Source organism: Peribacillus simplex (assembly GCF_001578185.1).
GTDB lineage: Bacteria > Bacillota > Bacilli > Bacillales > DSM-1321 > Peribacillus > Peribacillus simplex_A.
This window is the reverse complement of sequence record NZ_CP011008.1, coordinates 1,690,476-1,717,381: the sequence shown is the minus strand read 5'-3', so window position 1 is coordinate 1,717,381 and position 26,906 is coordinate 1,690,476. Positions and strand designations below refer to the sequence as shown.

Below are 26,906 nucleotides of genomic sequence, written 5' to 3'. Positions count from 1 at the left end.
TTAATATTATTTAGGATGTACCTGGCAGACAGTCATCCGTTCATCGGATATCAAGTCCTTGGCGATCTCCCTTATATCTTCAATCGTTAGTTTTTCCAAAACCGATACCACATCGAACAAGTTCATATCATTGAATGCATACCTGGTGAATTGATTCGCTATATATTCCGGCGAATTCAGAGAACGAAGGAAAGAACCGATTTTTTTCTTGATCGTCCTTTGCAGGCTTTCTTCATTCAAGCCGGTTCCGGCTTTAGATTTTTGCAGGATACTAAATAAAGACTCCGTCAATTCATCAGGTTTTGCACTGTCCCCGCCAATTAACGCAAACCCAAAACCTTGCTCCTGAGTATAATCATAAGAGAAGCTTTGATCGATCAACCCTTTCTCGTATAGCTCCTCATGCAATGGTGAACTTTTTCCAAACAGCATTTCCAAATAAATATTAGCCGCCAATTCCCTTTTCAAAAGCTTTAAACCGGTTTGGTGAACATTGATGGCCTTGATGCCCAGCATCACTTTTGGTGTATGAACATTCATTTTTAAGATTTCTTTATCCTTGGCAACGGTTTCCGGCTCTTGATCAAATTTACGTTCCACCTCAGGCTGTTGGTAATAGTCTTTATTATTTTGATTATTCCGAATCAGCTTCATCGTACTTTCGACATCTACCGGTCCTACAATGAATAGGAGCATGTTGCTTGGATGATAAAACGTATTATAACATTCGTAAAGCATATCTTTCGAAATATCAGCAATGGATTCCACAGTACCAGCAATATCAATTTTTACTGGATGATGATGATACATGTTGGCTATCGTCCCGAAATACAGCCTCCAGTCTGAATTATCATCATACATATTGATCTCCTGCCCAATGATTCCTTTTTCCTTCTCTACCGTCTTTTCTGAAAAGTAAGGCTCCTGGACAAAGTCGATTAAGGTCGTTAGATTCCTATCGAAATCGGACGTGCTTGAAAACAAATAAGCTGTACGGGTGAAAGAAGTAAAAGCATTTGCAGAAGCTCCCTGTTTTGAGAATTGCTGAAAAACATCACCATCTTCCTTTTCAAAAAGCTTATGTTCAAGAAAATGTGCAATTCCATCAGGTACTTTTGAGAATTCCGTTTGATTCAATGGTTTGAAATGGTTGTCGATTGAACCATAATTCGTCGTAAACGTTGCAAATGATTTATTGAACCCACTTTTCGGAAGAATATATACTTCGAGGCCATTATCCATTTTTTCATGGAAAAGTTCTTCTTTCAATTGATTGAATGCTATTTTCTCCATTACCCTTGCACCTCCTCTTCTGTTAGAAAATAAATCGTATCAAGCTGAATCTTTTGACCCACTGCAATGATTTCTTCCTTTGTCGTCCGCTCTGTTTTGGCAAACCACTCGTCGAGTGATATATCCTGCCCGGAAACCACATTATGATATAAAATTTCCACAAGTCCTCTCGAAACGTCAATGGTTTCAAGGAGTTGGTTCTTAACGACCGCCTTCGTCTGTGCCAGTTCTTCTTCGGAAAAGTTCCCTTGCTTCATTTCCTTCATTTGTGCATGAATGATTTCCAATGCCTGCTTGTAGTTGGCATTTTCAATGCCGGCCATGACCATTAATAGACCTTTATGACTTTCGAGCCTTGAAGCTGCATAATAAGCAAGGCTTGCTTTCTCCCTGACATTAATGAAAAGCTTCGAATGTGAAAAGCCGCCAAAAATCCCATTGAATAGCTGAAGAGCATAATAATCCGGATCACCGTATGCAACATGGGTTCGATAGCCGATATTCAATTTCCCTTGTTTCACATCCGAATTCTCAATGATTTCTTTTTCCTTTTCCACTTCGTTACCCGTAATCCTTGTCAGACTCACCGGCACTCGTTCTTTTAGTGACACATACTTGTCAGCTAGACCCCCCACTTCTGATTCATCAATGTCACCTATCACATATAAATCAATTTCATCCTCAGTCAGCATTTTTTTATAATAAGCGAAAAGTGACTCAGGCGTTATCGTTTCCAAGTCTTGCAGATTACCGCTCGCTTCTAAAGCATATGGTTCGTTTTTGCACATTTCCTCTACAAGCCGTGTTGCTGAATAACGCATTTTATCATCGGAAATGGATTGAATCCGCTGTTTTAAAGAACGGATTTCAATGGAAACCGTTTTAGGGTCAAAGGCTTCGCCATTCTTCTTCGGATTAAAGATCACCTCTGATAATAATCCAAAAGCCTTTTCGAGAAGCGGCGTTGAATCACTAAGGAATTTTTCATTGACGATATCGATCGTAAAACTTATGATTTGATATTCACCTTTTTTAACTACATCGACATAAAACCCTGCCCCGTATAAATCATCAAGATACGAACGAAGCTCGGGTGTTGTAGGATATTTATTTGTATTGCTTTGTAACACATATGGCAGCAATGCACGATATGTAACGTCCTCTTTTGTAAGCGGGGCTTTCATCTTCAGCACCAGAGTATTCGTTTTATATTTATCCGTACGGACCACATGAAGCCTGTAGCCGCTTTTTTCCGTAATTGTATCGGAAGCAATAGACATGAATAATCCTCCTCATTATATAAATCACCTTTATTAGCTTATTGTTTGTAGATCGGGACCCTTTTAAACATCTACTTAAAATATACATGTGAAAGGAAAAATCATGCAAGTTACAGCTACTTTTTTTGTTTTACCAGTCCGATCTTGTGCTTATACAAAGAGAAAAACCGGTCAGCACAGTTTGCTGACCGGTTAAGATAACTTATCTTTTCCCTTTGATGTATGGCTGTCCGGATGCTTTCGGAGCATCTGCACGTCCAATGAAACCTGTTAGTGCAATGATCGTCAGAACATATGGCATAATTAATAAGAAAACGGATGGTATGTCTTTTATGAATGGAAGACTTGATCCGACAATGCTTAAACTTTGTGCCAAGCCAAAGAATAACGCAGCTCCCATGGCTCCTAGTGGATTCCATTTACCAAAGATCATTGCGGCAATGGCCATGAAACCTTGCCCATTTATTGTCGTATGACTGAAATCATTCGCAAATAAAGTCGCGTGAATTGCTCCTCCGATACCAGCAAAAGCTCCTGAAAGAAGGACAGCCTGATAACGGATCTTCGTTACATTTACGCCCATTGTATCCGAAGCCATCGGATGTTCCCCTACAGCCCGGAGACGAAGTCCGAAGGGAGTTTTAAAAATGATATACCAAACGATAATTGCTACGATAATGGCAAGATATGCAATATAGTAACCATTTGAGAAGAAGATTGGACCAATAAAAGGAATATCACTTAACAAGGGAATATCTATCCTCGGGAAAGTCTCCGTAATTATATCCGTCTGCCCTTTATCATAAATCTTCTTTACTAGAAATAATGTGAGTCCAACCGCCAGTAAGTTAATAGCAACCCCACTTACCGTTTGGTCCGCTCGGAATGTTATCGATGCCACTGCATGAAGAGCTGAAAATAGCAGGGAAGCAAGCATGGCGACAACAACGGATAGCCATGGTGTCCAAACTCCAAATACATCTGCATACATTAAGTTAAAAACGATTCCTGTGAAAGCCCCAATTACCATTAACCCTTCTAACCCTATATTGATAACACCAGATCGTTCAGAAAACACGCCACCAAGCGCAGTGAAAATCAGCGGGGCAGCATAAGCAATCATGGACGGAATGATGATTTGTAACACTTGATAAAAGTCCACTTATTTCGCCCCCTTCTTAAAGCGTTGCACAATCCAACGAATAAAATAACTTGATGCAACAAAGAATATGATTAATGCTATGACAATATCAACAATTTCACTTGGAATCCCGGTCTCCAATGGCATATTGATTGCCCCTGCTTTAAGACCACCGAACAAGAAAGCAGCTAACACGACCCCAATCGCTGAGTTGCCTCCTAGTAAGGCCACCGCAATCCCGTCAAAGCCGATTCCCGTGAATCCACCTTTAATCGCTGCATAGCCGAAAGTGCCTAAGCCTTCCATAGCTCCAGCAAGTCCTGCAAACGCACCAGAAATGACCATAGATAGAATAATATTTTTGTTTACGCTCATACCCGAATATTCCGAAGCCTGCTGATTAAACCCAACAGCTTTTAATTCGAAACCGGTTTTTGTTTTTTCCAGGATGAACCACATGATGAATACACAAATGATTGCTATAAAGATTCCCCAGTGAAGACGGGAGAAGTCTGTTAAACTCTCAAAATATGGAGAACGAAGAGATGCTGTTTCCGCAATCCGTTCAGTTTTGTCCTGGTTATCAGAAATAACATTTTGAATTAAATAATTCGTTACATATAAAGCAGTGTAATTAAGCATGATGGATACAATTACTTCGTGCACACGGAATTTAGCTTTCAAATACCCAGGAATAAAAGCCCATAGAGACCCAGCTGCAGCACCAGCAAGTACTGCTAATGGTAAGTGAATGATCTTAGGAAGATCAAAAGCTACACCGACCCAAACCGCTGCAAGCCAGCCTACAATTAATTGACCCTCTACTCCAATATTGAACAGTCCTGTCCTAAAGGCGAAGGCAACGGCTAAACCAGCAAGAATATAAGGAATGTTCGTCCTTAAGGTTTCTCCAGCATAGTAGGAATCACCTAGGATTCCCGCTAACATTGCTCCATAACCTTCAACCGGATTATACCCACTGACCAACATGATAATGGCACCGGCGAGCAATCCGAGTATGACAGCAAATAATGGACTCGTTAATTTATAAAAATATTTAGACATTCTCTCTTTCACCTGCTTCCGAACGCTTACTTCCAGCCATTAATAATCCCAATTCCTGTTCTGTTGTTTCTTTAGGATCAACTATTGCAACGATTTCCCCTTCATAAATAACAGCGATTCGATCACTGACATTCATTATTTCATCTAATTCAAAAGATATGAGAAGTACAGCTTTCCCCGCATCACGCTGTTCAATCAATCGACGGTGGATGAACTCGATTGCACCAACATCCAATCCACGTGTGGGCTGTGCTGCAATTAGTAAATCAGGATTCCGGTCGACTTCACGACCGATAATTGCCTTTTGCTGATTACCGCCTGATAGTGCCCGTGCCGGTGTATATTCATTAGGGGTCCTGACATCATATTCTTTTATGATAGTACGAGCTTTTTCGAATATTCTCTTCGAATGTAAAATGCCTCCTGATGAAAAAGGCTCTTGATAATATGTTTGTAGCACGATATTTTCCCCAATGCTGAAATCCAGGACAAGACCATGTTTATGACGGTCTTCAGGTATATGTCCTACTCCAGATTCGGTGATTTTACGCGGTTTCATATTTTGTATTTGTTTTCCGTTTAATGTTATTGTACCTGAAGCCACTTTCTTCAATCCTGTAAGTGCCTCGATAAGTTCAGACTGTCCATTTCCATCCACTCCGGCAATACCGATAATTTCACCGGCACGAACTGATAGGTCAAGGTTATGAACAGCTGATACACCACGGGAATCCTTCACTTCCAGATTCTTCACTTCTAAAACGACTTCTTGCGGAATTGCTAGCGATTTATCTGTTTTAAAAACCACATCCCGTCCAACCATTAAACTGGCTAGTTCATCAGGATTTGTATCCTTTACGTTCACTGTACCTATACCTTTGCCTTTTCTAATAACCGTGACTCGGTCGCAAACTTCCATAATTTCTTTTAACTTATGTGTAATAAGGATAATCGACTTTCCTTCTTTAATAAGAGCTTTCATAATCGTTATTAACTCTTTTATTTCCTGGGGTGTCAAAACCGCAGTAGGTTCATCAAAAATCAGAATTTCAGCACCACGGTACAAGGTTTTCAAAATCTCTACTCTTTGTTGCATCCCCACCGATATATCCGCAATTTTCGCATCTGGATCTACGCTTAAATGATATCGTTCAGAAAGTTCCCTTACCTCTTCACTCGCTCCCTTTACATTAACTTTTCCATATTTTGATGGTTCTTTTCCTAGAATGATATTTTCGGTAACTGTAAATGGATCAACCAACATAAAATGCTGATGCACCATCCCAATTCCGAGGTCATTGGCAACATTCGGACTTGTAATCTGAACAATCTGCTCATTTACTCGGATTTCGCCCTGTTCCGGTTGATATAATCCAAAAAGCACATTCATGAGCGTGGATTTACCAGCTCCATTTTCACCTAGCAATGCGTGAATTTCCCCTTTTTTCACTTGAAGGGTTATATTATCATTTGCAATAATACCAGGAAATTCTTTGCGTATATTAAGCATCTCAATTACATGTTCCACGTATAATCAACTCCTATAGAAATGAGGATTCTGATACCTAACTAGGAGATATGATAAATTCCTAATAGTTCTCATTAATTGGTTTTCTTTTATAAAAAACCAAATGAAAAACTACAAACTTTTTCATAGTCTTTCATTCGGCTTTTTTCAGTATGAAAAAGGATTTGAAGGCCTTTGACAGGCCTTCTCTCTCCTTATCATGTTATGCTTGAATTATTTAAATCCTAATTCCTTCAACTCTTTTTCTGTTCCAGGAGTTTTTTGTTCACCAGATTTAATTTTTTTAACATATTCTTCAACCGCTTTTAATGATTCCTTGGTTACATTTTCTTGAGATTTAGAAATCATGATTCCGTTTTCTTCAAGACCATATTCAATGGTTTCTCCACCAGGGAAGTTACCCTCTTTTGTCTTTTTCGCTAAATCTTGTACTGCTACATCCACACGTTTTACCATGGAAGTCAAAGTGACATTGTAGTCCTTGCCTTTGACTTTCAATGCGCCTTCTTCTTTTTGGTCACGGTCTACCCCGATAACCCAAATGTCTTTTTTAGGATCTTTTTTCTTCAATTCCTTAGCAGATGTGAAGACACCGTTTCCAGTTCCGCCAGCTGCTTGGTAAATGATATCAATTCCTGAAGAATACATGTTGTTTGCCATTTGTTGTCCTTTTGCCGCATCACCAAACGATCCTGCATATTGTGCTGTAATTTTCGCATTAGGATTAACAGATAGAACACCAGCTTTAAAGCCTACTTCAAATTTCTTAATTAGTTTAGAATCCACGCCACCGATGAAGCCCACTTTATCCGATTTTGTCTGCAAGCCAGCAATAACACCTACTAGGAATGAACCTTGCTGTTCTTTGAAAACGATGCTTGCTACGTTATCTTGTTTAACAACACTATCAACGATCGCAAAATGAGATTTAGGACGCTGTGTTGCTACTTCATCAACAGATTCGGCTAATGCATAGCCAATAGCGTAGATAAGATTGTAATCTTCTTTAACAAGAGTATTTAGGTTCGTCGTATACTCGGAATCTGATTTTGACTGAAGGTAATTATAGCCGTCTTTTCCTTTTTCCAATCCATTGTCTTTTCCAAACGCCTGAAGGCCTTCCCAAGCAGATTGGTTGAAGGATTTGTCATCGATACCACCAATATCGGTTACCATCGATACTGTGAAGTTATCTTTTTTGTCTTTTCCATTTGAAGATTTTTTATCATCATTCTCTGAATTACCACATGCTCCTAGTAGCGTTCCAGCTGCAAGAACAAGTGAAAGAACTAGGCCTAATTTGCGCTTTTTCAAATTTTTATCCCCCTAAAATACATAGTTTTTTGAGCAGGAATGTTCTGAAAAGTCATTCATGTTGGCGTTTTCACTTCTCTTTAAAATTTTTTTTGCAAGCGTTTGACCGACTTTTAAGGAATCGAAACAAACGCTTGCATTCACCCGTATGCAGACTAAAAGGACTACACACGTTTACGAAGGACATGAAAACTGAACATATTGGCTTTAAAGTAGTTAACAGAATACAGGATAGGCTGGTCCCAATCATCCAGATGCATCTGCTTTAGAACGAGGAGTGCGGCTTCTGGCGAACATTTAAGGATAGGAGAAACTTTCTCATGATATCCAATAGGCTCAATCTCTGCTACGGCATGCGTAATTTTTCGATTCGCATCTCTTTCCAAAATATCAAAAAGAGACTCATCATTACGGTCAAAATTTTCTGATAGTATTGATTCAGGAATTTTGTCAACACAGTAGACAACTGGTTCGCCATTCGCTGTCCTTACACGTTCAATGATGACGATGCGTTCATCTGGTGAACAAGAAAACCTTTGTATATCCTCTTCTGTAGCTTCTTGGGTCGTCGAGCTTAAGAAAATCGTACCCGGCTTCATTCCTGCCTCTTCAATCATGTTCGTGACACTTTTTAATTGCTCGATACCTGAAGTGAAGCGAGGTTTTGGATTGACAAAGGTCCCAACTCCATGGCGGCGAATGATGACGTTTTCTTCTTCTAAAATTCGCAGCGCTTCTCGAAGTGTCGCCCTACTCACTCCCAATTTTTTTGCAAGATCGAATTCTGAAGGGAATTTTTCATTTTCCTGATAGACTCCTGCTTCAATATCCTGCTTCAGGTAATCAATGACCTGCAAATATAAATGTCGACTATCTGATTTTATTGACATACAGTTTCCCCCAGCTAATTTCTTAAGACATCAGACCTCTGATGTTGAATCATTCCTACTAATCGAAAATAATATAACATTTTTTTTGATATAAATAAATAGTGTTTTACTATTTACTTTAAAAGAATTTAGGATAAATTACCCTCCTCTGTGTCTTTCCGTCTAGGGATGGCCGCGAAAGTTGTACGATTATTCTCCTAAATCAGATATTTTTTTTTTTGAAAATGCAAGATGAATGCAGCCAGCTTTCTTTTCAAGGCACCGTTTTCCTGTATAATAAGATTTATCTTCTTTGAAGGGATGTACACATGATGTTAAAGATTACAGAATACACGATTGAAAAATTGAATGATCCATTCGGAATTTTATCCGGGGAGCGTTACGAGTTGTTCTTGGATATTGAAGTGCCGGAAGAGGATGAGCTCTTTTCGGAAAATGGTTTATATATCCGGGTACTTTTTGTAGTGGAAGAACAATTAGGCAAGCTGATTAAATATGATATTTTTGAAAAAGGGAACGAAGCCGCACTCGAATTCGATTTAGAGGAAGATGAAGAAGCGATGATTTCCGACTTCTGTCTTAAACATTTAGATGAGGCGATGAAGAATTAAAAAACCGGGCAGCCGCCCGGTTTTTTTTCCTATGATAAATGCGCTTCATCCTGTTCATCTTTAGTGACCAATACATTTCGTGGCTTACTGCCTTCATATGGCCCGACAATTCCCCTCGTTTCCATTTCATCAATCAATCTTGCTGCCCGCGTGTAGCCAATCCGGAAACGGCGCTGCAGCATGGAAACGGATGCGGTCTGCATTTCTATGATCAAGGACACGGCATCCCCGTATAAACTATCTTCGACTTCACCATTTGAAGTTTCTGCAATTTCATCCGGTATCATCTCTTCGTTATATTGGGCTTTTTGTTGTGAAATGACATATGTGACAACTTCCTCGACTTCATTGTCGGATAAAAAGGCCCCTTGGACGCGAACGGGTTTAGAAGCTCCTGCAGGCAGGAAGAGCATGTCACCCCGCCCTAACAGTTTTTCGGCACCGCCCATGTCCAGGATCGTTCTCGAATCGGTCATTGATGAGACACTAAAAGCAATCCGAGATGGGATGTTCGCTTTAATGACCCCTGTAATAACATCTACGGAAGGCCGCTGAGTGGCTATTATCAAATGGATGCCTGCAGCCCTTGCCATTTGCGCAAGCCGTGTTATGGCATCCTCAACATCATTCGAGGCGACCATCATCAAATCTGCCAGCTCATCGACAATGACTACGATATAGGGCAGGAGCGGTTGCTTTGCATCTTCTTCAATGTTATATCGGTTAATATAATCGTTGTAACCTTCAATATTACGCGTACCAGAATGTGAAAATAGCTCATAGCGCCTTTCCATTTCACTGACTACTTTTTGCAAGGCCTGTGCAGCTTTCTTTGGATTTGTCACTACAGGTGCGAGTAAGTGGGGAATTCCATTATAGACATTAAGCTCCACCATTTTTGGATCGATCATCATCATTTTCACTTCATGCGGTTTTGCCCTCATCAAGATACTCGTGATAATTCCGTTGATACAAACGGATTTTCCGCTGCCCGTAGCTCCGGCTACTAGTAAATGCGGCATTTTATTGAGCTCCGCCTTAACCGCTTCACCAGAAATATTCCGCCCTAGGCCTATTTGCAGTTTTGCATCAGGCTTGTCAACTTCTTTGGCCTCCAACACTTCCCTTAATGACACCATCGCCACTTCGGAGTTAGGAACTTCAATTCCTATAGCTGATTTACCGGGAATCGGCGCTTCGATCCTAATATCCTTCGCGGCCAGTGCAAGGGCTAAGTCATCGGAAAGGCTGACAATCTTACTTACCTTCACCCCTACATCCGGATGCACTTCATATTTGGTTACGGCTGGGCCTAAATGCACTTGAGTGACCCTCGCTTTCACTCCAAAGCTATGAAATGTGCGTTCAAGCTTTGCCGCATTTTCATGGATCAATTGGTACTCTCCGCTTTGGTCCGTTTTTTTGGGCTGTAATAATAATGAAAGCGGCGGTAAAAGATATTCTTTATTTTCCACTTCAGTAAAATTCATAGGCGGAACGGCATCTTCCTGCTCTTCTGCAGTTTCAGCGGCAGGTTCCGTCGCAACCGGAATTACTTCAGTTTCGTCGCTATAGGCTTTATCAGCAAAGCTTGAAATGATCCGTTCCGTCGCCATTTGCTGTGTCTCCTCTTCTTGATGAAGGGGCTGATCCGTTTCTTCCTCCGGATCTTTTTCTCGTTTCTTCTTTTTTACGGGTTTTTTTTTCTTTTCTTTTTTGTCTTCATTCCACGTTTTCATATCAACACTGAATTCAGACCATTGCTTACTGAAAAAACCGCCAAGACCCATGAAAAACTTCCCGAGGGCTTCACCTAAAGTTTTCCCGGTCAATAATACAGCACCTACAATGATAAAAAGGAATGAGATGATTTTCGATCCAGCTTCGTCGAATAAAAAGTATGAGGAAGCGAATAATATCGCTCCAATCATACCGCCCCCGAGGTCCTTTGTGCTGGCCTTGCCGGTCACTTCCATCCAAAATAGTTCCCATGTATTCGAAATGACGCTGGGCTTCGTAAACGGGCCCCCATCTGCAAGCATGTTAAACAGCGTCACATGACTTAGTAAGAGCATGCTCGCGACAAGGAAGTACATCCCGATGAATTGCCGTTTCAACAGGAAAGGGACCTCCCTCCTTATCATCAAATAGAACCCAGCTGCAATTGCTCCCAACAAAAAGAGGATATACCATTCCCCCATGAAGAAGCGGATTAAAAAGACCGTCCCTTTTCCAACTGCTCCTAGCTTGGCAATGGCAATGATGGCCAACCCTATTAAAGTGAGGCCGATCAATTCATATTTAAGCGTTATTTTTAACTTCTCTGTACTTTTCTTTTTTCTGCGTTTCTTCTTTGCCATAATATCACCTGATTCTTCATGAAACTATTCTACTTTCCTATTCAACATCACAACATGAATTCCCTTCACGAAACAAACGTTCGCTTATTGATTATACCAAATAAATATGTCCCTGTGCTTGATATATGTACCATTTCTTCTTAAGGCTGACAATTTGCCCGTATAATGAATAAAGCAGCCAAGCGGCTGCTGATTTTCATTCCAGTATATCATAATTTACCTCAGTTAGTCGTTTTTACTAGGTACTCATATGTTCGAACACATTGATGACAGCTCCCGGCTGAATGTGTACATTCATATAATCTTCTGGATCCGTGCTCACAATTCGATCAATGCGAAACGTGCGTCCACCGTCATGTTCAACCATAACATGTACACCATTATAAATCATTTCTATTAAGTTTGCCGTCTTTTCATGGTGATGAGGGAAAATGACATCATCAGGAACGATCGTATAAAGCGTCATTGCAGAAGCCCCTCCCCTTCCCCAGCTATTTTTGGCCTTCTTTCATCCATGAAGCTATTTAGTTTTCTCATGGCCTGGCCCACTCCTCCTACATCATCGATCATACCTATTTCAACTGCCTCGGCCCCGATTACATTCGTGCCTATATCACGGGTTAAATTCCCTTTAGCAAACATTAAATCCTTAAAACTTTCTTCCGTAACATTGGAATGCCGCGTAACAAACTTAATGACTCTTTCCTGCATTTTATCCAAGTATTCAAAGGTTTGAGGCACGCCAATGACTAGACCTGTCAAACGAATGGGATGAATCGTCATCGTTGCTGTTTCTGCTATATAGGAATGATCACACGAAACTGCAATCGGCACACCGATTGAATGACCTCCCCCAAGCACAATCGAGACAGACGGCTTGGACAGTGAAGCCAGCATCTCTGCGATGGCCAGTCCCGCTTCGACATCTCCTCCAACTGTATTTAAAATGACAAGAAGCCCCTCAATATTGGGATTTTGTTCAATTGCCACAATTTGTGGAATAACATGTTCATATTTGGTCGTTTTATTTTGAGGCGGCAGCTGCATATGTCCTTCAATTTGTCCAATGATTGTTAAGCAATGGATTTTTGAGTCCTGAGATAGTTGCGGGACATTAGTAGCCCCCAGCTGCTGGATCTTTTCGACTAAAGTTGAGTTCTTACCTTCCTGCCGGCCTTCGTTTTCATTTGGTAATGGTGCATTATCCACTATGCCAACCCCTTTCTTCTTAGCCTATAGCTTTATTATGTCTCGAGTCTCGGACTTCATTCTTCAAGATATAAGAGGTTTGAATCGAAAAAAAGAACCCCTGTCGAATCAGGGGTTCATTACTTAATATTCCATGATGATCGGTAAAATCATTGGACGGCGTTTCGTTTTTTCATAGAAGAATTGGTTCAATGCATCACGCATTTCCTGCTTCAAAGTGGACCAATCGAAGGGTTGGCGCGATCCATTTTTTTTCACGATTTCACTTACTATTTCAGTTGCTTCCCCAATCATTTTTTCTGATTCGCGTACATAAACGAATCCCCTTGTAATGATTTCAGGTCCTGCTGCAATGCTTTTATCCTGACGGTTCAAGGTGACGACTACAATCAAAATGCCATCCTGGGATAACAAGCGACGATCACGAAGAACGATATTACCAACATCTCCAACACCACTGCCATCTATCAAGATATTTCCTGCAGAAACTTTGCCGGATAGACCCATTTTATTGCCCTTTAGTTCGATGACATCACCTTTTTCGGCAATTATGATGTTTTCCCGTTTAATCCCCGCGGCAACCCCAACTTTTTGATGGGCATATAATTGGCGGTATTCCCCATGTACTGGGATAAAGAATTTAGGATTCATCAAATTGATCATCATTTTCAGTTCTTCCTGGCTGCCGTGCCCCGTTACGTGCACTTTATATTTATTAGCAGATACCACTTCCGCACCTACCCTGTACAGCAAATCGACGGTTTTTGATAAGATAAGTTCGCCGCCCTGAAGTGGTGATGCACTGATTAGAACTGTGTCTCCCTTTTTGATCGTTACCTGCTTATGAGTCTGTTTTGCCATTTTTTGAAGGGCTGCAATTGGCTCCCCCTGATGACCTGTCGATAACACGACGATTTCACGGTCGTCATACTGGTTAATTTCATTAATTGGGATGATCAGCTCTTCTTCGACCTTCAAGTAGCCAAGATTCAAGGCTGTTTCATAAACGCGTTGCAGACTTTTTCCTACCACTGCAACTTTCCTGCGACTTGCAGACGCTGCATTGAAGACATGCTGAATCCGGTTGATGTTAGAAGCGAAGCACGCAACGATGATCCTTCCGGAGGCAGCAAGGAAAGCCTCTGTAATATCTCTGGCCACAACTGCTTCTGATGGCGTGTAACCTGGCCTCTCAGCACCCGTACTATCCGAAAGCAAGCATAGGACACCTTCTTCACCTATACTAGCCATTTTACCGATTTCGGGTTTATAAAGACCGGTCGCCGCTTGGTCGAATTTGAAATCCCCTGTATATACGATTGCACCTTCACGCGTGTGGATCACGACTCCGACAGAATCAGGGATACTATGGTTAGTCCGGAAAAAAGACACGGCTGCTTGAGGGAAACTTAAAAGAGAATCGGAATCGATTTCAGTAAATGTTGCCCTGCCGTTAAAGCCATCTTCCTTTAATTTGGTTTTGATTAAAGCAAGTGTAAGCTTTGTTCCATAAACAGGAACCGGTAAGTATTTCAAAACATAAGCAAGAGCTCCCATATGGTCTTCATGACCATGTGTAATGAATATCCCCTGCACCCGTTCCTTATTATCCATCAAATATGATATATCAGGAATAACCGCATCGATTCCCAGCATTTCCTCTTCTGGCAGCATTAACCCTGCATCAAGAAGATAGATGTCCTCATTCACCTCAACGACGTACATATTTTTACCAAGTTCCCCTTGTCCTCCAAGAGAAATGACTTTTATCCCATTATTTTTATCTTTACCCAATCGAATATCCTCCTTAAAAAATCCCGTTCATAATTTCCCAATGATTTCATTATAACTGATGTTCAAAAAACATGACAACACTTACCATTTTCAGAGGGACTTTTTCTTTTATTCATTAATAAAACTTTGCATGTATGTATGGGACATTCATCCCATGTACTATTCGAATGGTTTTATCCTCTTTCGATCGAATTTTGGAGGAAATCACAATATACAACCAAAATGCGGAAAATATATCCTATTTCAAATACATCTTTATGTAAAAACAAGCCAATCTTCAACGATCAGCTTGTTCCATGTATTTTTATTTTTTTAATATCGAAGTTAAGGCAAGGCGCTCCTGCTCCGTCAATGGCACGATTGGAAGTCTGACCGATCCAACGTCTATTCCATATAACTGAAGAGCTGTTTTGACAGGTGCCGGGCTTGGCGCTGCAAACAAACCTTTAATAAGCGGTAACAGTTCCTGATGCAGCTGAGCCGCCTCTTTCAGGTTACCACTGATGAAAGCCTCCACTATTTTCTGCAACTCATTACCAGCAATATGTGAAGCAACCGAAACTACACCCACACCACCAATCGCTAGTACAGGGAGTGTTAAAGCGTCGTCTCCACTATATAATGCAAAATCATCATCCGTTCCTGCTATGATTTGAGACATAGCGTTTAAATCCCCGCTTGCTTCCTTCACGGCTACGATATTAGGAATCTGTGCAAGGCGGATGATCGTTTCCGGTTCAATGTTAACCGAAGCACGCCCAGGGATATTATATATCATTACAGGGAGAGTGGTGCTGGCTGCAATAGCTTTAAAATGCTGGTACAGACCTTCTTGATTCGTTTTACTATAATACGGGGCCACCAGCATAATTGCATCGGCGCCATTTTGTTCTGCTTTTTTTGTCAACTCAATGGAAGCATACGTATTGTTACTCCCTGTACCCATGATGATGGGCACACGTTTTTCAACCACCTTAGAAACATGACGCAATAATGCGATTTTCTCCTCCGAAGATAAAGTTGGAGATTCCCCTGTTGTTCCCGATAGCACAAGTGAATCCGTTCCATTCGTCAATAAGTAATTAACCAATGTAGTCGTCTTTTGAAAATCTACATTTCCCTTGCTATCAAAAGGGGTGACCATTGCGGTTGATACTCTACCAAATATCATCATCTAACACCTCTTTATTTTTTAAAACCTTTATTTATTAAAAAACCATGATTAGTGGACTTCATGCAGTTGAAATGCATCGTGCAGTGAATTAACAGCTTCAATTAAATCTTCTTCTTTTACGAGTACCCAAATAGTCGTATGGCTGTCTGCAGACTGAAGTATGGCAATTTCCTTCTCGGAAAGCGCTGTGACAATCTTCGCTGCAACGCCTGGCACTCCGTTGATGCCTGCACCGACTACGGAAACTTTGGCACAATTTCGTTCAATGACCGGTTCATGACCAAGCTCGGCCAAAATCGAGAGGGCCAGTTCTGTCATCTCTTCCGAAACTGTATAAACCACGCCACTTGGATAAATATTTATAAAATCCACTGAAATGGAGGCATTGGCCATTGCTTTAAAAACTTCTGCTTGTAGATTGTATTGATCTTTTTTTGCACGCACCTTGATTTGAGTGATTTTTGGAACATGGGCAATTCCGGTTACAAGCCTATCACGTATGTCACTACCCTGGCTTTCCTTGTTCACACTTGTAACAAGTGTTCCCAAACCTTCGCTGTATGTTGACCTTATCCGAATCGGGACTTTGGCCTGCATGGCAATTTCAACAGCTCGCGGATGAATCACTTTCGCCCCTTGATATGCCATATTGCAAACTTCCGTATATGAAACGATTGATAATGGACGAGCTTGATCGGCAATACGTGGATCTGCCGTCATGATTCCTTCCACATCCGTATAAATATCGACCCGCTCAGCTTGCAAAGCCGCACCTAATGCAGCAGCTGAAGTGTCACTTCCACCACGACCAATGGTGGTGATATCCCCATTTTTAGCTGCTCCCTGGAATCCTGCCACAACGACAACATCCTTCACTTCCAGTTCCTTCATGAGACGGTCACATTTCATTTCGATTATTTTCGCACTGGAATAGTCGGAATTCGTCAAGAACCCCGCTTGAGCTCCAGTATAGGCGACGGCTTCAATACCGTGTTCCAACAGCATGTTCGTAAACACGACAGAAGATATCGTTTCCCCTACTGACATAAGTAAATCCTGTTCTCGTTTTGAAAGGCTGGCTTTTGCTCCATTTACTAAAGAAAGTAAGGTATCCGTTGCATAGGGATCGCCTTTTCTTCCCATTGCTGAAACCACAACCACCACTTTATACCCTTCTTTGATCGCATTTTCAATATGCCCTTTTGCAAATGAACGGCTTTTCTCATCACGAACGGATGTCCCACCGTATTTCTGGACGATAATTTTCATAATATGCACCCCAAATATAAGCCAGCTTCCCGATTAGGGAAGCTGACAAAAACTCTCTATCCTATCGGAAATTAATTTTCAGTTCGTTAAGAATAAATTAATCCTTAACTGTAACTAAACCTAATTTCAAAAGGCTTTCAGCAATTTGAACAGAATTCCAAGCTGCTCCTTTTAATAGATTATCGGAAACCACCCATAAATGGAAGCCTTTATCTTCATCCAAATCTTTGCGGATCCGACCGACGAATACATCATTCTTGCCGACGGATGAAGCAGGCGTTGGGTAAATTTGTTGTTCCGGTTCATCTTCTAACACTATTCCAGGCGCCATCCTCATTAAATCTTTGATTTGAGAAGCCGCTACGCCTTCTTTTTCAACTTCAATGTAAACAGATTCTGAATGACCTGTTACAACAGGAAGCCTTACGCATGTTGCAGCTACTGGAAGGTCATGCATATGCATGATTTTCTTTGTTTCATTGATCATTTTCATCTCTTCGAATGTGTAACCATTTTCTTGGAATTTATCGATTTGGGGAATGACGTTAAAAGCGATTTGATAATGCTTTTCGTCCCCCTTCACCGGTAAAATTTTCGGATCTATTTCTTTTTCATCAAGCAAGTTGCGAGCTTGTTCTTTTAATTCATTTATCGCTGCAGCCCCTGCACCCGAAACAGCCTGATAGGTAGAGACGACAACTTTTGATAATCCGTATGTCTGGCGGATAGGTTCTAATGCCACAACCATTTGGATAGTTGAACAATTCGGGTTCGCAATGATCCCATTATGCAGTTTCAAGTCTTCAGCGTTTACTTCAGGCACGACTAGCGGCACATTTTCATCCATGCGGAACGCGCTGGTGTTATCCACTACTATTGCTCCGCGTTTCACTGCTTCTGGAGCCAATTCCTTAGACACGCTTCCTCCAGCACTGAATAATGCGATATCGATGCCTTCAAAGCTTTCAGGTTTTGCTTCCTGCACTTCGATTTCTTCGCCCTTAAACTTAAGTTTGATTCCAGCGGAACGAGCCGATGATAAAAAGATGATTTTCTTAATCGGTAAGTCCCTTTGTTCGAGTGTTGAAATCATTTGTTGTCCTACTGCTCCAGTTGCTCCCACAACTGCAATACGCAATCCCTGTGTCTCAGTCATTTATACATACTCCTTTTCTATCTCTTAAAATTAGTTTATAGTTGGATTTACTCTTCTTGTTCAGAATATCATTTATTTTATCACATTAACATTCCAAAGGGTCGGACTTTAACAAAATATTCTGGTAGTGGAGTGGTTTTTTATAACTTTACACTACAAAATTATGCATATATGTGAAAGCGGGAGCGTGCCTGAAAACTTGTTTTAGTCTATATCATCCTTGAACCTTTCGACGATGACCGGTTGAACCTGTTCCCTTTCCAGTGCCGCAACGATCGTATCCCTTATCATACTCATCCTTGCAACCATGGAACTTGGCTTTCCTATTGGATTATCCTGGCCATATGGAACAAAATAAATATCTTTTGCTGCCATCAGCCTCATTAGATTGACACCATTTAACCCAAGTGCATCATTCGTTGATATAGCGACCACAACTGGACGGTGATTTCTCATCGTCGCTTTTGCAGCCATAAGTACAGGCGAATCGGTAAGAGCATTTGCCATTTTACTCATTGAGTTACCCGTTAAAGGAGCGATTACCATGCAATCAAGTGGCAATCTAGGTCCTAATGGCTCTGCTTTGACGATTGTATCAACGACATGATTCCCCGTCAATGTTTCAATCCTTTCGATCCAGTCCTCCCCCTTTCCAAAACGGGTTTCCGTGTTTTGTACAGTCGATGTTACGATTGGAATGACTTCCGCCCCTTCATTTACAAGTTTTTCTATTTCAGGAAATACTTCATCATATGTGCAATGTGATCCTGTTAATCCGAAACCGATCCGTTTCCCTTGGAGACTCATAGTTTTTTCCCCTTCCTTTTCATAAACTCGCCTTGAATCAATAGTCCCAGTGCATTTGCTAATATCTGACCAGCCGTTTTCGGGGCAACTATACCCGGTAGACTCGGTGCCAACAGCGCTTTAATTCCCCTTTTTTCAGCGTAACGAAAATCCGTCCCCCCTGGTTTTGAAGCAAGGTCGATGATTAATGTATGAACGGGCATATTGGATATAACTCTTGCGGTAATTATCGGAAAAGGAATCGTATTGATACATATATCAACATTTTTCATCTCTTCAGCAAGATCATTTAAATGAAAAGGGGTTAGTGCCATTTCACTGATCCTCGCAATATCTTCGCTTTTTCTTGCCCCCACCTTCACTTTTGCTCCAAGGGCCTGGAATGACCGGGCTACACTCATACCGACCCTTCCCAGCCCAAGAACGGCTACATTCGATCCATGGATAGTAAAATCCGTATGTTGAATGGCCATCATGATCGCACCCTCTACAGTGGGAATGGAATTATAAATAGCCACATCATCACGTTCGAACAATAGCACAAGTTTACGATCCGCTTTCTTAAATATCGCATTGAGGTAATCGTTACTGATTCCTGCATAAAAAATGCAATGTGCCGGGGTCCTTTTTATCATTTCTTCAGTCAAAACAACCTCTTCACTGGAAAAGATCGTTTCCACTTTTCCATCTGAATCCGTGCCCCGGACAGGTAAAATAACCGAATCAATTTCGTTGAAATTTATATCTTTCATTTTTTCCTTAACCGCACCGGTAAAAGCATGGTCGAGCTGTTCAAACCCTACCAATAATAGCTTCGCATCAAGCTCCGTCAGTTTACGGACAACTTCAAGCTGACGCGCATCTCCACCAATTACAGCGATTTGCATGCCTGTGAGCATTAAAACCGTCACCTTCTTTATATAAAAGATCCTAAACATTCCCCGCCTCATGATAAACTTCCCTCAAGAAGCAACTCGGTTTTTGCTACATTCTCTAGTTACCCTGCCATCTTATGTTTTCACTTAAAAAACGGTGATAAGAAAAGAAAAAACGCCTTAGCCATTGCCAGCTAAGGCGTTTTCGAGAGATCATATCCAGACATTCCAAGGAGAATGGTGTGTGAGGTCTTCACCCGTCCATTTGCTCTCCATCTTTAAGTGAAAGTCCTTCCTGAAAATCAATGATGACCATATCCGATCCGATTTTTTTTATATGTTCCCATGGCACTCTTATTTCACTGCCATTCCTTAAAAGGCCGAACCATTTGACAGAAGGGATGATCAACGTGGTAATTTGTCCAGTTTCATCTATTTCCAAATCCGTCTGACCAAGGATTCCCAATCTTTCCGCCCTATTCACATCGACTATTTCCTTACCGCTCAGTTCGCTCAATCTCAATTATAGCTCCCCCTTTTTCACCTTCTATTCAATCTATATCCGAAAAAGGGAAACTTAGAAGGCATTTATCCAAATATTGTCCATAACACCGTCCCGGCCCTTCCATTATAAAAAAAGCCTGACCTCCCATTAATAAAAGGGAAGGTGCAGGCTTGTTCGTTTTTATTTGTCCCAGTTTTCCAACGGGCTCACTAATGACAAGGAATGTTCCGTAAATATCTGGTTTGCCAGTTCATTGACGGTATCCTCTGTCACCTCGTCAATTTTGATGATAATATCATCAAGGGAACGGTGCTCACCCAGCATAAGTTCATTTTTTCCGTTTCGGCTCATCCGGCTATTCGTACTTTCAAGGCTAAGCATCAAGCTTCCTTTAAGCTGTTCTTTACTATTTCGTAATTCCTTTTCTGTAATGCCATCCCTCTTTAATGTATCCAGTGTTTCCTGAATGGTTTCATATAGGCTGTCGAGTTGATTTGTGCCTGTCCCCCCATAGACTGTCACCAAACCGCTATCTTGATAGCTGGAATGATAGGAGTACACGGAATAGGCAAGGCCGCGTTGTTCCCTGACGTCCTGGAATAGGCGGCTACTCATGCTTCCTCCAAGAATATTATTCAAGGTAATTAAGCTGTATGTTTTATCATTGCCGATTTCCAATCCTTTGTAACCAAGGCATAAGTGGGCTTGTTCCGTTTCTTTTTTACGGGTGATCCTATTTTGTTGAAAGGAAGGTTTCACCAACTCAAGACGATCTTCCCCACCTTGATACGACCCAAAGTAGCTTTCGACCTCTTGAATCAATTTTTCATCCACATTACCCGCAATGGAAACCACTACTTTATCAGGTGTATACATATCATGGACGTATTTTTTCAATGTATCACTATTGAATGTTTCAAGGGTATTTTCCGTCCCTAGTATTGGATAGCCAAGAGGATGATTTTCATAAACCGCCTTGCTTAAGAGGTCATGGACAATGTCATCCGGTGTGTCTTCGTACATTTTGATTTCTTCGTAGACTACATTTTTTTCTTTTTTCAATTCTTCCCCATCAAATGTTGAATTGAAGAACATATCGGCAAGTATTTCAAGCGCATAGCTTGCATGGTTATCCATTACTTTAGCATAATAGCATGTATACTCTTTTGAAGTGAATGCATTTACCTGTCCGCCAATACTATCGAACGACTCGGCAATTTCACGCGCATTCCTCGTAGTTGTCCCTTTAAAGAACATATGCTCCAGAAAATGTGAAACCCCATTCAATTCAGGTGTTTCATTTCGTGAACCTGTTTTGATCCATACTCCAATTGCTGCTGAGCGTACTGTTGGAATATTTTCCAATACAATTCTAACTCCATTTTGACACGTGTATTTCTTAATCAACTAACATTCCTCCCAATCATTCTATGCTGCTATCGTAACCAAAACATTATGGATTCGATCGCTCTTCATCTACAGCTTCCGAAACGGTAACAACATCCAGGTCTTTCTTTTTTATTTCAATTATTAACGTTTCCAATGATTTTGCAGTAGATTCCGTCGGATGCATTAAAATAAATGCTCCTGGGTGTACCTTAGAAAGCACTCGTTGTTGTAGGACTTCAGGGCTTGGTTTTTGCCAGTCGATCGTATCCACACTCCACATGACTGTTTCCAGACCGAAAGAATCCGCGATTTTCACCGTTTCATCCCGGTAGCTGCCACTTGGTGGCGCGAACCATTTCATCTTCGAACCTGTCACCGCTTCAATGACTTCGTTCGTTTTTCGAATTTCCTCACGTGTAGCTTGTGCGGATATGTTTTTCATATCGGGATGTGAATAAGAATGATTTCCTATTTCATGCCCGCCACCCTTAATCATCTTGGCCAAATCTGGATTTTTCTTGGTCCAATTACCTTCAAGGAAAAAAGTGGCCTTGACATTATTCTCTTTCAGCACAGCCAACATATCTTGTAAGTATTCATTCCCCCAGGCCACATTGATTAAAAATGAAACCACCGGCTTTTTGGGATGGGCCCGGTAAATCGGAGCCGGATCCAGATCCTCTAAGTGTATCTTTGCAGGGACCTGCTGAAATACCAGCTTATCCTTATCGAACACACCCTCCTTCTTCATGGCTTTATACGAATCATCAATATTTACCTTCAGGCCATTATATGCAGGAATGGTTTTCCATACCGAATCTATTCGTGCATCCTCTGGTGCAATCTCATATTTTTTTGTTGATTCTTTTATTTGTAAAAGAAGCTCATCTTCTTGCTTCATTGAAGCAACTGAATGATCTGTTAATTGGGTCAAATAAATTTGTGTATATGGATTTTGCACTAATAACCATGATATACCTGCAATGGCACTTATCGCAACTATCTGCTTCCATTTATTATTCATTTTTTACGCCCCCTTCATACCAAAATGTATGAAGAAAACGGACAAGGTAGAACATGACATACTATTAATGCCATTCATGCTATGTATTAGCCCAATGCTTTTTACAATCGAGTAGGAGGAGGCGCCTAGCCTCCGACCTCTCACACCACCGTACGTACCGTTCGGTATACGGCGGTTCAGTTTAAGTCTGACGTAGTTTTGTATATCGTTCATATAGATTTACTAACCCATGATGGAGCCAATAAACATTATTAAGGGTTTTGTCTAGAATAGGACTATGCGCTATGCGCCAATAACCCTTTCTGCTATTTCCCCATTCATATGCTTTTCCAAATGGGACGCCTAATCCTTTGAGTTTCCTCACCCTCGTTCTTGGTAATTTCCATTGCTTCCATAGGCACATTCTGAGTCTTCTTCGAATCCATGAATCTAAATTCTTCAATACGTTCGGAGTATCAATGAGGGCGAAATACCCATCCAACCTCTAAGGTATTGCTTTAACTTATTTATTCGGAGTTCCATGGGTATCGGTAATTTTCTCGAGGTCATTTCCCTGATTCGTTTCTTTACCCTCTTCACCGTTTGTTTAGCCAGTAGAACCTTCGGGTTCTTCTTTGACTTCGTGAAACTAAAACCGAGAAACGTTCTGTTCCAAGGGCGATCATACTTCGACTTCTCGTAGTTGACCTTTAGCTTCAGTTTATTTTCAATGAAGCTTGAGATATTTCCCATTGCACGTTTGGCGGCTTTTCGTGTCTTCACAAAGATAGTACTGTCATCCGCATACCTTACGAATCGAAGATTGCGTTTCTCTAGTTCTTTATCTAAATCGTCTAACATGATATTAGATAATAAAGGACTTAACGGACCTCCTTGCGGAGTTCCCTCCTCACTTTTATGAAAAAGTCCGCCTATCATAATGCCTGCTTGAAGGAATTTACGAATCAGTTTAAGAACTCGTTTATCTTCAATTTTCCGCTCTAACATTCCCATGAGCTTGTCATGATTCACTTTATCGAAGAACTTCTCCAAATCCATATCCACTACCCATGTATAACCTTCGGTTATATAGGACTTTGCCTTTCGAACCGCCTGGTGCCCTTGTTTGTTAGGGCGAAATCCATAGCTATTCTCCGAAAAGGTTGAGTCATATATCTTGGTCAATATTTGGGCAATGGCTTGTTGAATGAAACGGTCTAGAACGGTTGGAATACCCAAAAGCCGAACTCCGCCGTTTGGTTTCGGGATTTCGATACGACGGACGGGCTTCGGTTGATAGGTACCCTGTAAAAGGGCAGTTTTCATGTTGTACCATTCGGTTACGAGGTGCGGTCTCAGGTTTTGGACCCGCATTCCATCTACACCATGGCTTCCCTTATTTCTTTCTACACGCTTCAATGCCTGTATTAAGTTTTCCCTCTCTAGTATCTGTTCCATTAACATCGTTGATATCCTTTCTACGTGGATAAATGGTCTATTTGTGCCTTTATCTGCTCCACCCTTTTGAAGTTCCCCGTGTATTCACCACTTCTTCCTTCAAATAAGTTCCGTTAGGAATTGTTTGCTTCTTCACAGATAACGAACGCCTAGTATTCATCCTCCTTAATCTGTTCGGTCCTTCCTTGTCTTCTCGAGTAGACAAGTACTATGACCTCTGCTGACTTCTGATGATTCAGCTGTCCATCACTGGAAAGGTTACCAAGTGTACTTGGCTGTCATCAGACCTCCCCGGGTAAGAGTGCAATCTTTCCCTCCATCTATCTGCTTCATTTACTCTGTACCACCTTCGGCAGTAAGGACTTTGTTTTGTTTCGCAAACTCATCCAATGATACCTAGCCTTATATGAAGTTCGTGTTCCTCAGACCGGAGGTTTGCCGCTTGCTTCCTTCAGATTCCACGTCACCGTGGACACCCTTGCATTAAGCTAACCACTACTACTGCCTTCATGATTCGGGACTTCCACCCTATAGATTGCACCCATGCCGGGCGCACAAAAAAAAAAAAAAGCATGCAGATTCACAAAGAATCGCATGCCGGAATTTCATTTCTATTACGATTGAGAAGGGTTAGCTGCCTCTTTTTGCTCTTTCAGGACCGCTTTACGGGAAAGGTTTACCCTTCCTTGCTTATCAATCTCAGTAACTTTAACCAATAACTCATCGCCAAGTGAAACGACATCTTCCACTTTTCCGACTCTTTCTTCAGCCAGTTCGGAAATATGCACCAAACCGTCTTTACCATTGAAGATTTCAACGAAAGCACCGAACTTTTCAATACGTTTAACTTTACCTAAGTATAGTTCGCCGACTACGACTTCACGTACGATATCCTCAATGATTTTCTTCGCTTTTTGAATCATTGGTTCATCTGTAGAAGATATGAATACCGTTCCATCTTGCTCGATGTCGATTTTCACGCCAGTTTCTTCAATGATTTTATTGATATGTTTTCCGCTCGGTCCAATTACATCACGGATTTTATCCGGATTTATAGACATTGTAACGATTTTAGGAGCATATTTGGATAACTGCTCACGCGGTTGATTGATTGTTGACATCATTGATTCCAAAATATGCATCCGGCCGTGTTTGGCTTGAAGTAAAGCTTCTTCAAGGATCTCTCTTGATAGACCTTCAATCTTAATGTCCATTTGTAGGGCAGTAACACCTTTTGAGGTACCTGCGACTTTAAAGTCCATATCTCCAAGATGATCTTCCATACCTTGAATATCGGTTAAGATTGTATAGTGCTCACCAGTTTTGACAAGGCCCATTGCAATACCGGCAACTGGAGCCTTCAATGGAACACCAGCATCCATCATTGCCAAAGTGCTTGCACAGATACTTGCTTGTGAAGTTGAACCGTTTGATTCAAGCACTTCTGAAACAAGTCTGATTGTATAAGGGAAGTCTTTATCGTTTGGAATGACAGGTTCCAATGCTCTTTCACCAAGTGCACCATGACCAATTTCACGGCGACCTGCTCCACGGATAGGACCAGTTTCACCAACACTGAAATGTGGGAAGTTATAGTGGTGCATGAAACGTTTTGACTCTTCGGTTCCAAGGCCATCAAGAATCTGCACATCACCAAGTGCACCTAAAGTACAGATGGATAGTGCTTGGGTTTGTCCGCGTGTGAACAATCCAGAACCATGTGTACGGGGCAGAATGGTAACTTCTGATGATAATGGTCTGATTTCGTCAGGATTACGGCCATCCGGACGCACTTTTTCTTCCGTAATTAAACGGCGTACTTCAGATTTGACCAATTTATTCAGGATTTCTTTGATTTGTTTTAATTTAGCTTCATCAGTTTCTTCTTCATAATGAGCCAATACACGATCTTTCACTTCTTTAATCGCGTCTTCACGAGCATGTTTTTCCTGAACTTGTACAGCTTTGTTCAAGTCGGCTTCACATAGGCCTTTCACTTCTGCTTCCAGCTCTGCATCCACCTGATATAAAGCGATCTGCATTTTTTCCTTGCCGATTTCAGCAACGATTTTCTCTTGGAATGCAATGATTTTCTTGATTTCATCATGTCCAAACATGATTGCTTCAAGCATGGTTTCCTCTGGTACTTCATTAGCTCCGGCTTCAACCATGTTGATAGCATCTTTAGTACCGGCAACCGTCAAATTGATGTCACTTTTTGCAAGTTGGTCAACAGTAGGGTTAATCATGAATTCATTATTGATTCTTCCTACTACAACTCCAGCAATTGGCCCTTCGAATGGAATATCGGAAACTGAAAGTGCAAGGGATGATCCAAGCATCGCTGCCATTTCAGAAGAGCAATCTTGATCGACACTCATGACCATGCTGATGATCTGAACATCGTTCCTGAAGCCATCAGCAAATAGCGGGCGGATTGGACGATCAATTAAACGGCTTGCAAGAATTGCCCTTTCACTTGGTCGGCCTTCACGTTTGATGAAGCCACCTGGAATTTTGCCGACTGCATAAAGTCTTTCTTCGTAGTTGACTGTCAAAGGGAAGAAGTCGACATTTCTAGGCTCTTTCGAAGCTGTTGCTGTACTTAATACAGCAGTTTCTCCATAACGGACTAAAACTGCTCCGTTCGCTTGTTTGGCCAATTGCCCTATCTCTACCGTTACATTACGGCCGGCCCAGTCAAATGAATACGTATGTTTTTCCTGTCCCATTTATTAAACCCCTCTCTGAATCTTCACTTAAAGGCTTAGTTTACCTAAACCTG

Annotated in this window: 21 protein-coding genes and 1 pseudogene; 1 reads left to right on the top strand and 21 read right to left on the bottom strand. The window is 41.3% G+C overall.

All coding sequences use genetic code 11. From position 1 onward, the window contains the following. Window positions 1-6 precede the first annotated feature (6 nt). From yfmH to UP17_RS08080, 7 genes are all read right to left on the bottom strand, one after another. Window positions 7-1,293 (bottom strand): EF-P 5-aminopentanol modification-associated protein YfmH, encoded by a 1,287-nt coding sequence (gene yfmH / locus UP17_RS08110; protein WP_061462468.1) that lies wholly within the window; start codon window positions 1,291-1,293, stop codon window positions 7-9. Continuing rightward, window positions 1,293-2,573 (bottom strand): EF-P 5-aminopentanol modification-associated protein YfmF, encoded by a 1,281-nt coding sequence (gene yfmF / locus UP17_RS08105; protein ID WP_061462467.1) that lies wholly within the window; start codon window positions 2,571-2,573, stop codon window positions 1,293-1,295. Before yfmF ends, yfmH begins: the two co-directional genes overlap by 1 nt. 202 nt (window positions 2,574-2,775) lie before the next feature. Further along, window positions 2,776-3,735: an ABC transporter permease gene (locus tag UP17_RS08100; RefSeq protein ID WP_089364410.1), complete on the bottom strand. Its 960-nt coding sequence runs from the start codon at window positions 3,733-3,735 to the stop codon at window positions 2,776-2,778. Further along, complete coding sequence (locus UP17_RS08095) at window positions 3,736-4,779, bottom strand: ABC transporter permease (protein ID WP_061462466.1); 1,044 nt, start codon at window positions 4,777-4,779, stop codon at window positions 3,736-3,738. After that, window positions 4,772-6,307: an ABC transporter ATP-binding protein gene (locus tag UP17_RS08090; protein WP_061462465.1), complete on the bottom strand. Its 1,536-nt coding sequence runs from the start codon at window positions 6,305-6,307 to the stop codon at window positions 4,772-4,774. Before UP17_RS08090 ends, UP17_RS08095 begins: the two co-directional genes overlap by 8 nt. Window positions 6,308-6,520: 213 nt before the next feature. Continuing rightward, window positions 6,521-7,621 carry a BMP family lipoprotein gene (locus tag UP17_RS08085; protein ID WP_061462464.1) on the bottom strand — a complete coding sequence of 367 codons (1,101 nt, stop codon included), beginning with the start codon at window positions 7,619-7,621 and terminating at the stop codon, window positions 6,521-6,523. Window positions 7,622-7,785: 164 nt separating this feature from the next. Further along, on the bottom strand, window positions 7,786-8,511 hold the full coding sequence (locus tag UP17_RS08080; protein WP_061462463.1) for a GntR family transcriptional regulator: 726 nt from the start codon (window positions 8,509-8,511) through the stop codon (window positions 7,786-7,788). Between the two features lie 311 nt (window positions 8,512-8,822). Here UP17_RS08080 and UP17_RS08075 point away from each other — a divergent pair, with 311 nt between their 5' ends. Further along, on the top strand, window positions 8,823-9,122 hold the full coding sequence (locus UP17_RS08075; protein WP_061462462.1) for a DUF6509 family protein: 300 nt from the start codon (window positions 8,823-8,825) through the stop codon (window positions 9,120-9,122). A 29-nt stretch (window positions 9,123-9,151) separates the two neighbouring features. Here UP17_RS08075 and UP17_RS08070 read toward each other — a convergent pair whose 3' ends face one another. The 14 genes and pseudogenes from UP17_RS08070 to pnp all read right to left on the bottom strand — a co-directional run bounded on the left by UP17_RS08070 (window position 9,152) and on the right by pnp (window position 26,853). Next, on the bottom strand, window positions 9,152-11,482 hold the full coding sequence (locus tag UP17_RS08070) for a DNA translocase FtsK (protein ID WP_061462461.1): 2,331 nt from the start codon (window positions 11,480-11,482) through the stop codon (window positions 9,152-9,154). Between the two features lie 238 nt (window positions 11,483-11,720). Then, window positions 11,721-11,948 carry a YlzJ-like family protein gene (locus UP17_RS08065; RefSeq protein WP_061462460.1) on the bottom strand — a complete coding sequence of 76 codons (228 nt, stop codon included), beginning with the start codon at window positions 11,946-11,948 and terminating at the stop codon, window positions 11,721-11,723. After that, window positions 11,945-12,691, bottom strand: a complete 747-nt coding sequence (locus tag UP17_RS08060) for a ClpP family protease (RefSeq protein ID WP_061462459.1) — start codon at window positions 12,689-12,691, stop codon at window positions 11,945-11,947. Before UP17_RS08060 ends, UP17_RS08065 begins: the two co-directional genes overlap by 4 nt. A 123-nt stretch (window positions 12,692-12,814) precedes the next feature. Continuing rightward, a complete protein-coding gene (locus tag UP17_RS08055; protein ID WP_061462458.1) occupies window positions 12,815-14,485 on the bottom strand; it encodes a ribonuclease J in 1,671 nt (556 codons plus the stop codon). Between the two features lie 304 nt (window positions 14,486-14,789). After that, window positions 14,790-15,659: a 4-hydroxy-tetrahydrodipicolinate synthase gene (gene dapA / locus UP17_RS08050; protein WP_061462457.1), complete on the bottom strand. Its 870-nt coding sequence runs from the start codon at window positions 15,657-15,659 to the stop codon at window positions 14,790-14,792. Window positions 15,660-15,707: 48 nt separating this feature from the next. Next, on the bottom strand, window positions 15,708-16,928 hold the full coding sequence (gene dapG, locus UP17_RS08045; RefSeq protein WP_061462456.1) for an aspartate kinase: 1,221 nt from the start codon (window positions 16,926-16,928) through the stop codon (window positions 15,708-15,710). A 97-nt stretch (window positions 16,929-17,025) separates the two neighbouring features. Beyond that, on the bottom strand, window positions 17,026-18,084 hold the full coding sequence (asd, locus tag UP17_RS08040; RefSeq protein ID WP_061462455.1) for an aspartate-semialdehyde dehydrogenase: 1,059 nt from the start codon (window positions 18,082-18,084) through the stop codon (window positions 17,026-17,028). A 204-nt stretch (window positions 18,085-18,288) separates the two neighbouring features. Continuing rightward, window positions 18,289-18,891, bottom strand: coding sequence for a dipicolinate synthase subunit B (locus tag UP17_RS08035; RefSeq protein ID WP_061462454.1), 603 nt, complete (start codon window positions 18,889-18,891; stop codon window positions 18,289-18,291). Beyond that, window positions 18,888-19,790: a dipicolinic acid synthetase subunit A gene (dpaA, locus tag UP17_RS08030; protein WP_061462453.1), complete on the bottom strand. Its 903-nt coding sequence runs from the start codon at window positions 19,788-19,790 to the stop codon at window positions 18,888-18,890. Before dpaA ends, UP17_RS08035 begins: the two co-directional genes overlap by 4 nt. A gap of 229 nt (window positions 19,791-20,019) precedes the next feature. After that, window positions 20,020-20,289, bottom strand: a complete 270-nt coding sequence (locus tag UP17_RS08025) for a YlmC/YmxH family sporulation protein (RefSeq protein ID WP_061462452.1) — start codon at window positions 20,287-20,289, stop codon at window positions 20,020-20,022. Window positions 20,290-20,451: 162 nt separating this feature from the next. Further along, window positions 20,452-21,678: a M16 family metallopeptidase gene (locus UP17_RS08020; RefSeq protein ID WP_061462451.1), complete on the bottom strand. Its 1,227-nt coding sequence runs from the start codon at window positions 21,676-21,678 to the stop codon at window positions 20,452-20,454. A gap of 46 nt (window positions 21,679-21,724) precedes the next feature. Further along, on the bottom strand, window positions 21,725-22,684 hold the full coding sequence (locus UP17_RS08015) for a polysaccharide deacetylase family protein (protein ID WP_061462450.1): 960 nt from the start codon (window positions 22,682-22,684) through the stop codon (window positions 21,725-21,727). Between the two features lie 181 nt (window positions 22,685-22,865). Beyond that, a pseudogene (gene ltrA / locus UP17_RS08010) lies at window positions 22,866-24,127 on the bottom strand (group II intron reverse transcriptase/maturase). A gap of 608 nt (window positions 24,128-24,735) precedes the next feature. Next, on the bottom strand, window positions 24,736-26,853 hold the full coding sequence (gene pnp, locus UP17_RS08005) for a polyribonucleotide nucleotidyltransferase (protein ID WP_061462449.1): 2,118 nt from the start codon (window positions 26,851-26,853) through the stop codon (window positions 24,736-24,738). Between the last annotated feature and the right edge of the window lie 53 nt (window positions 26,854-26,906).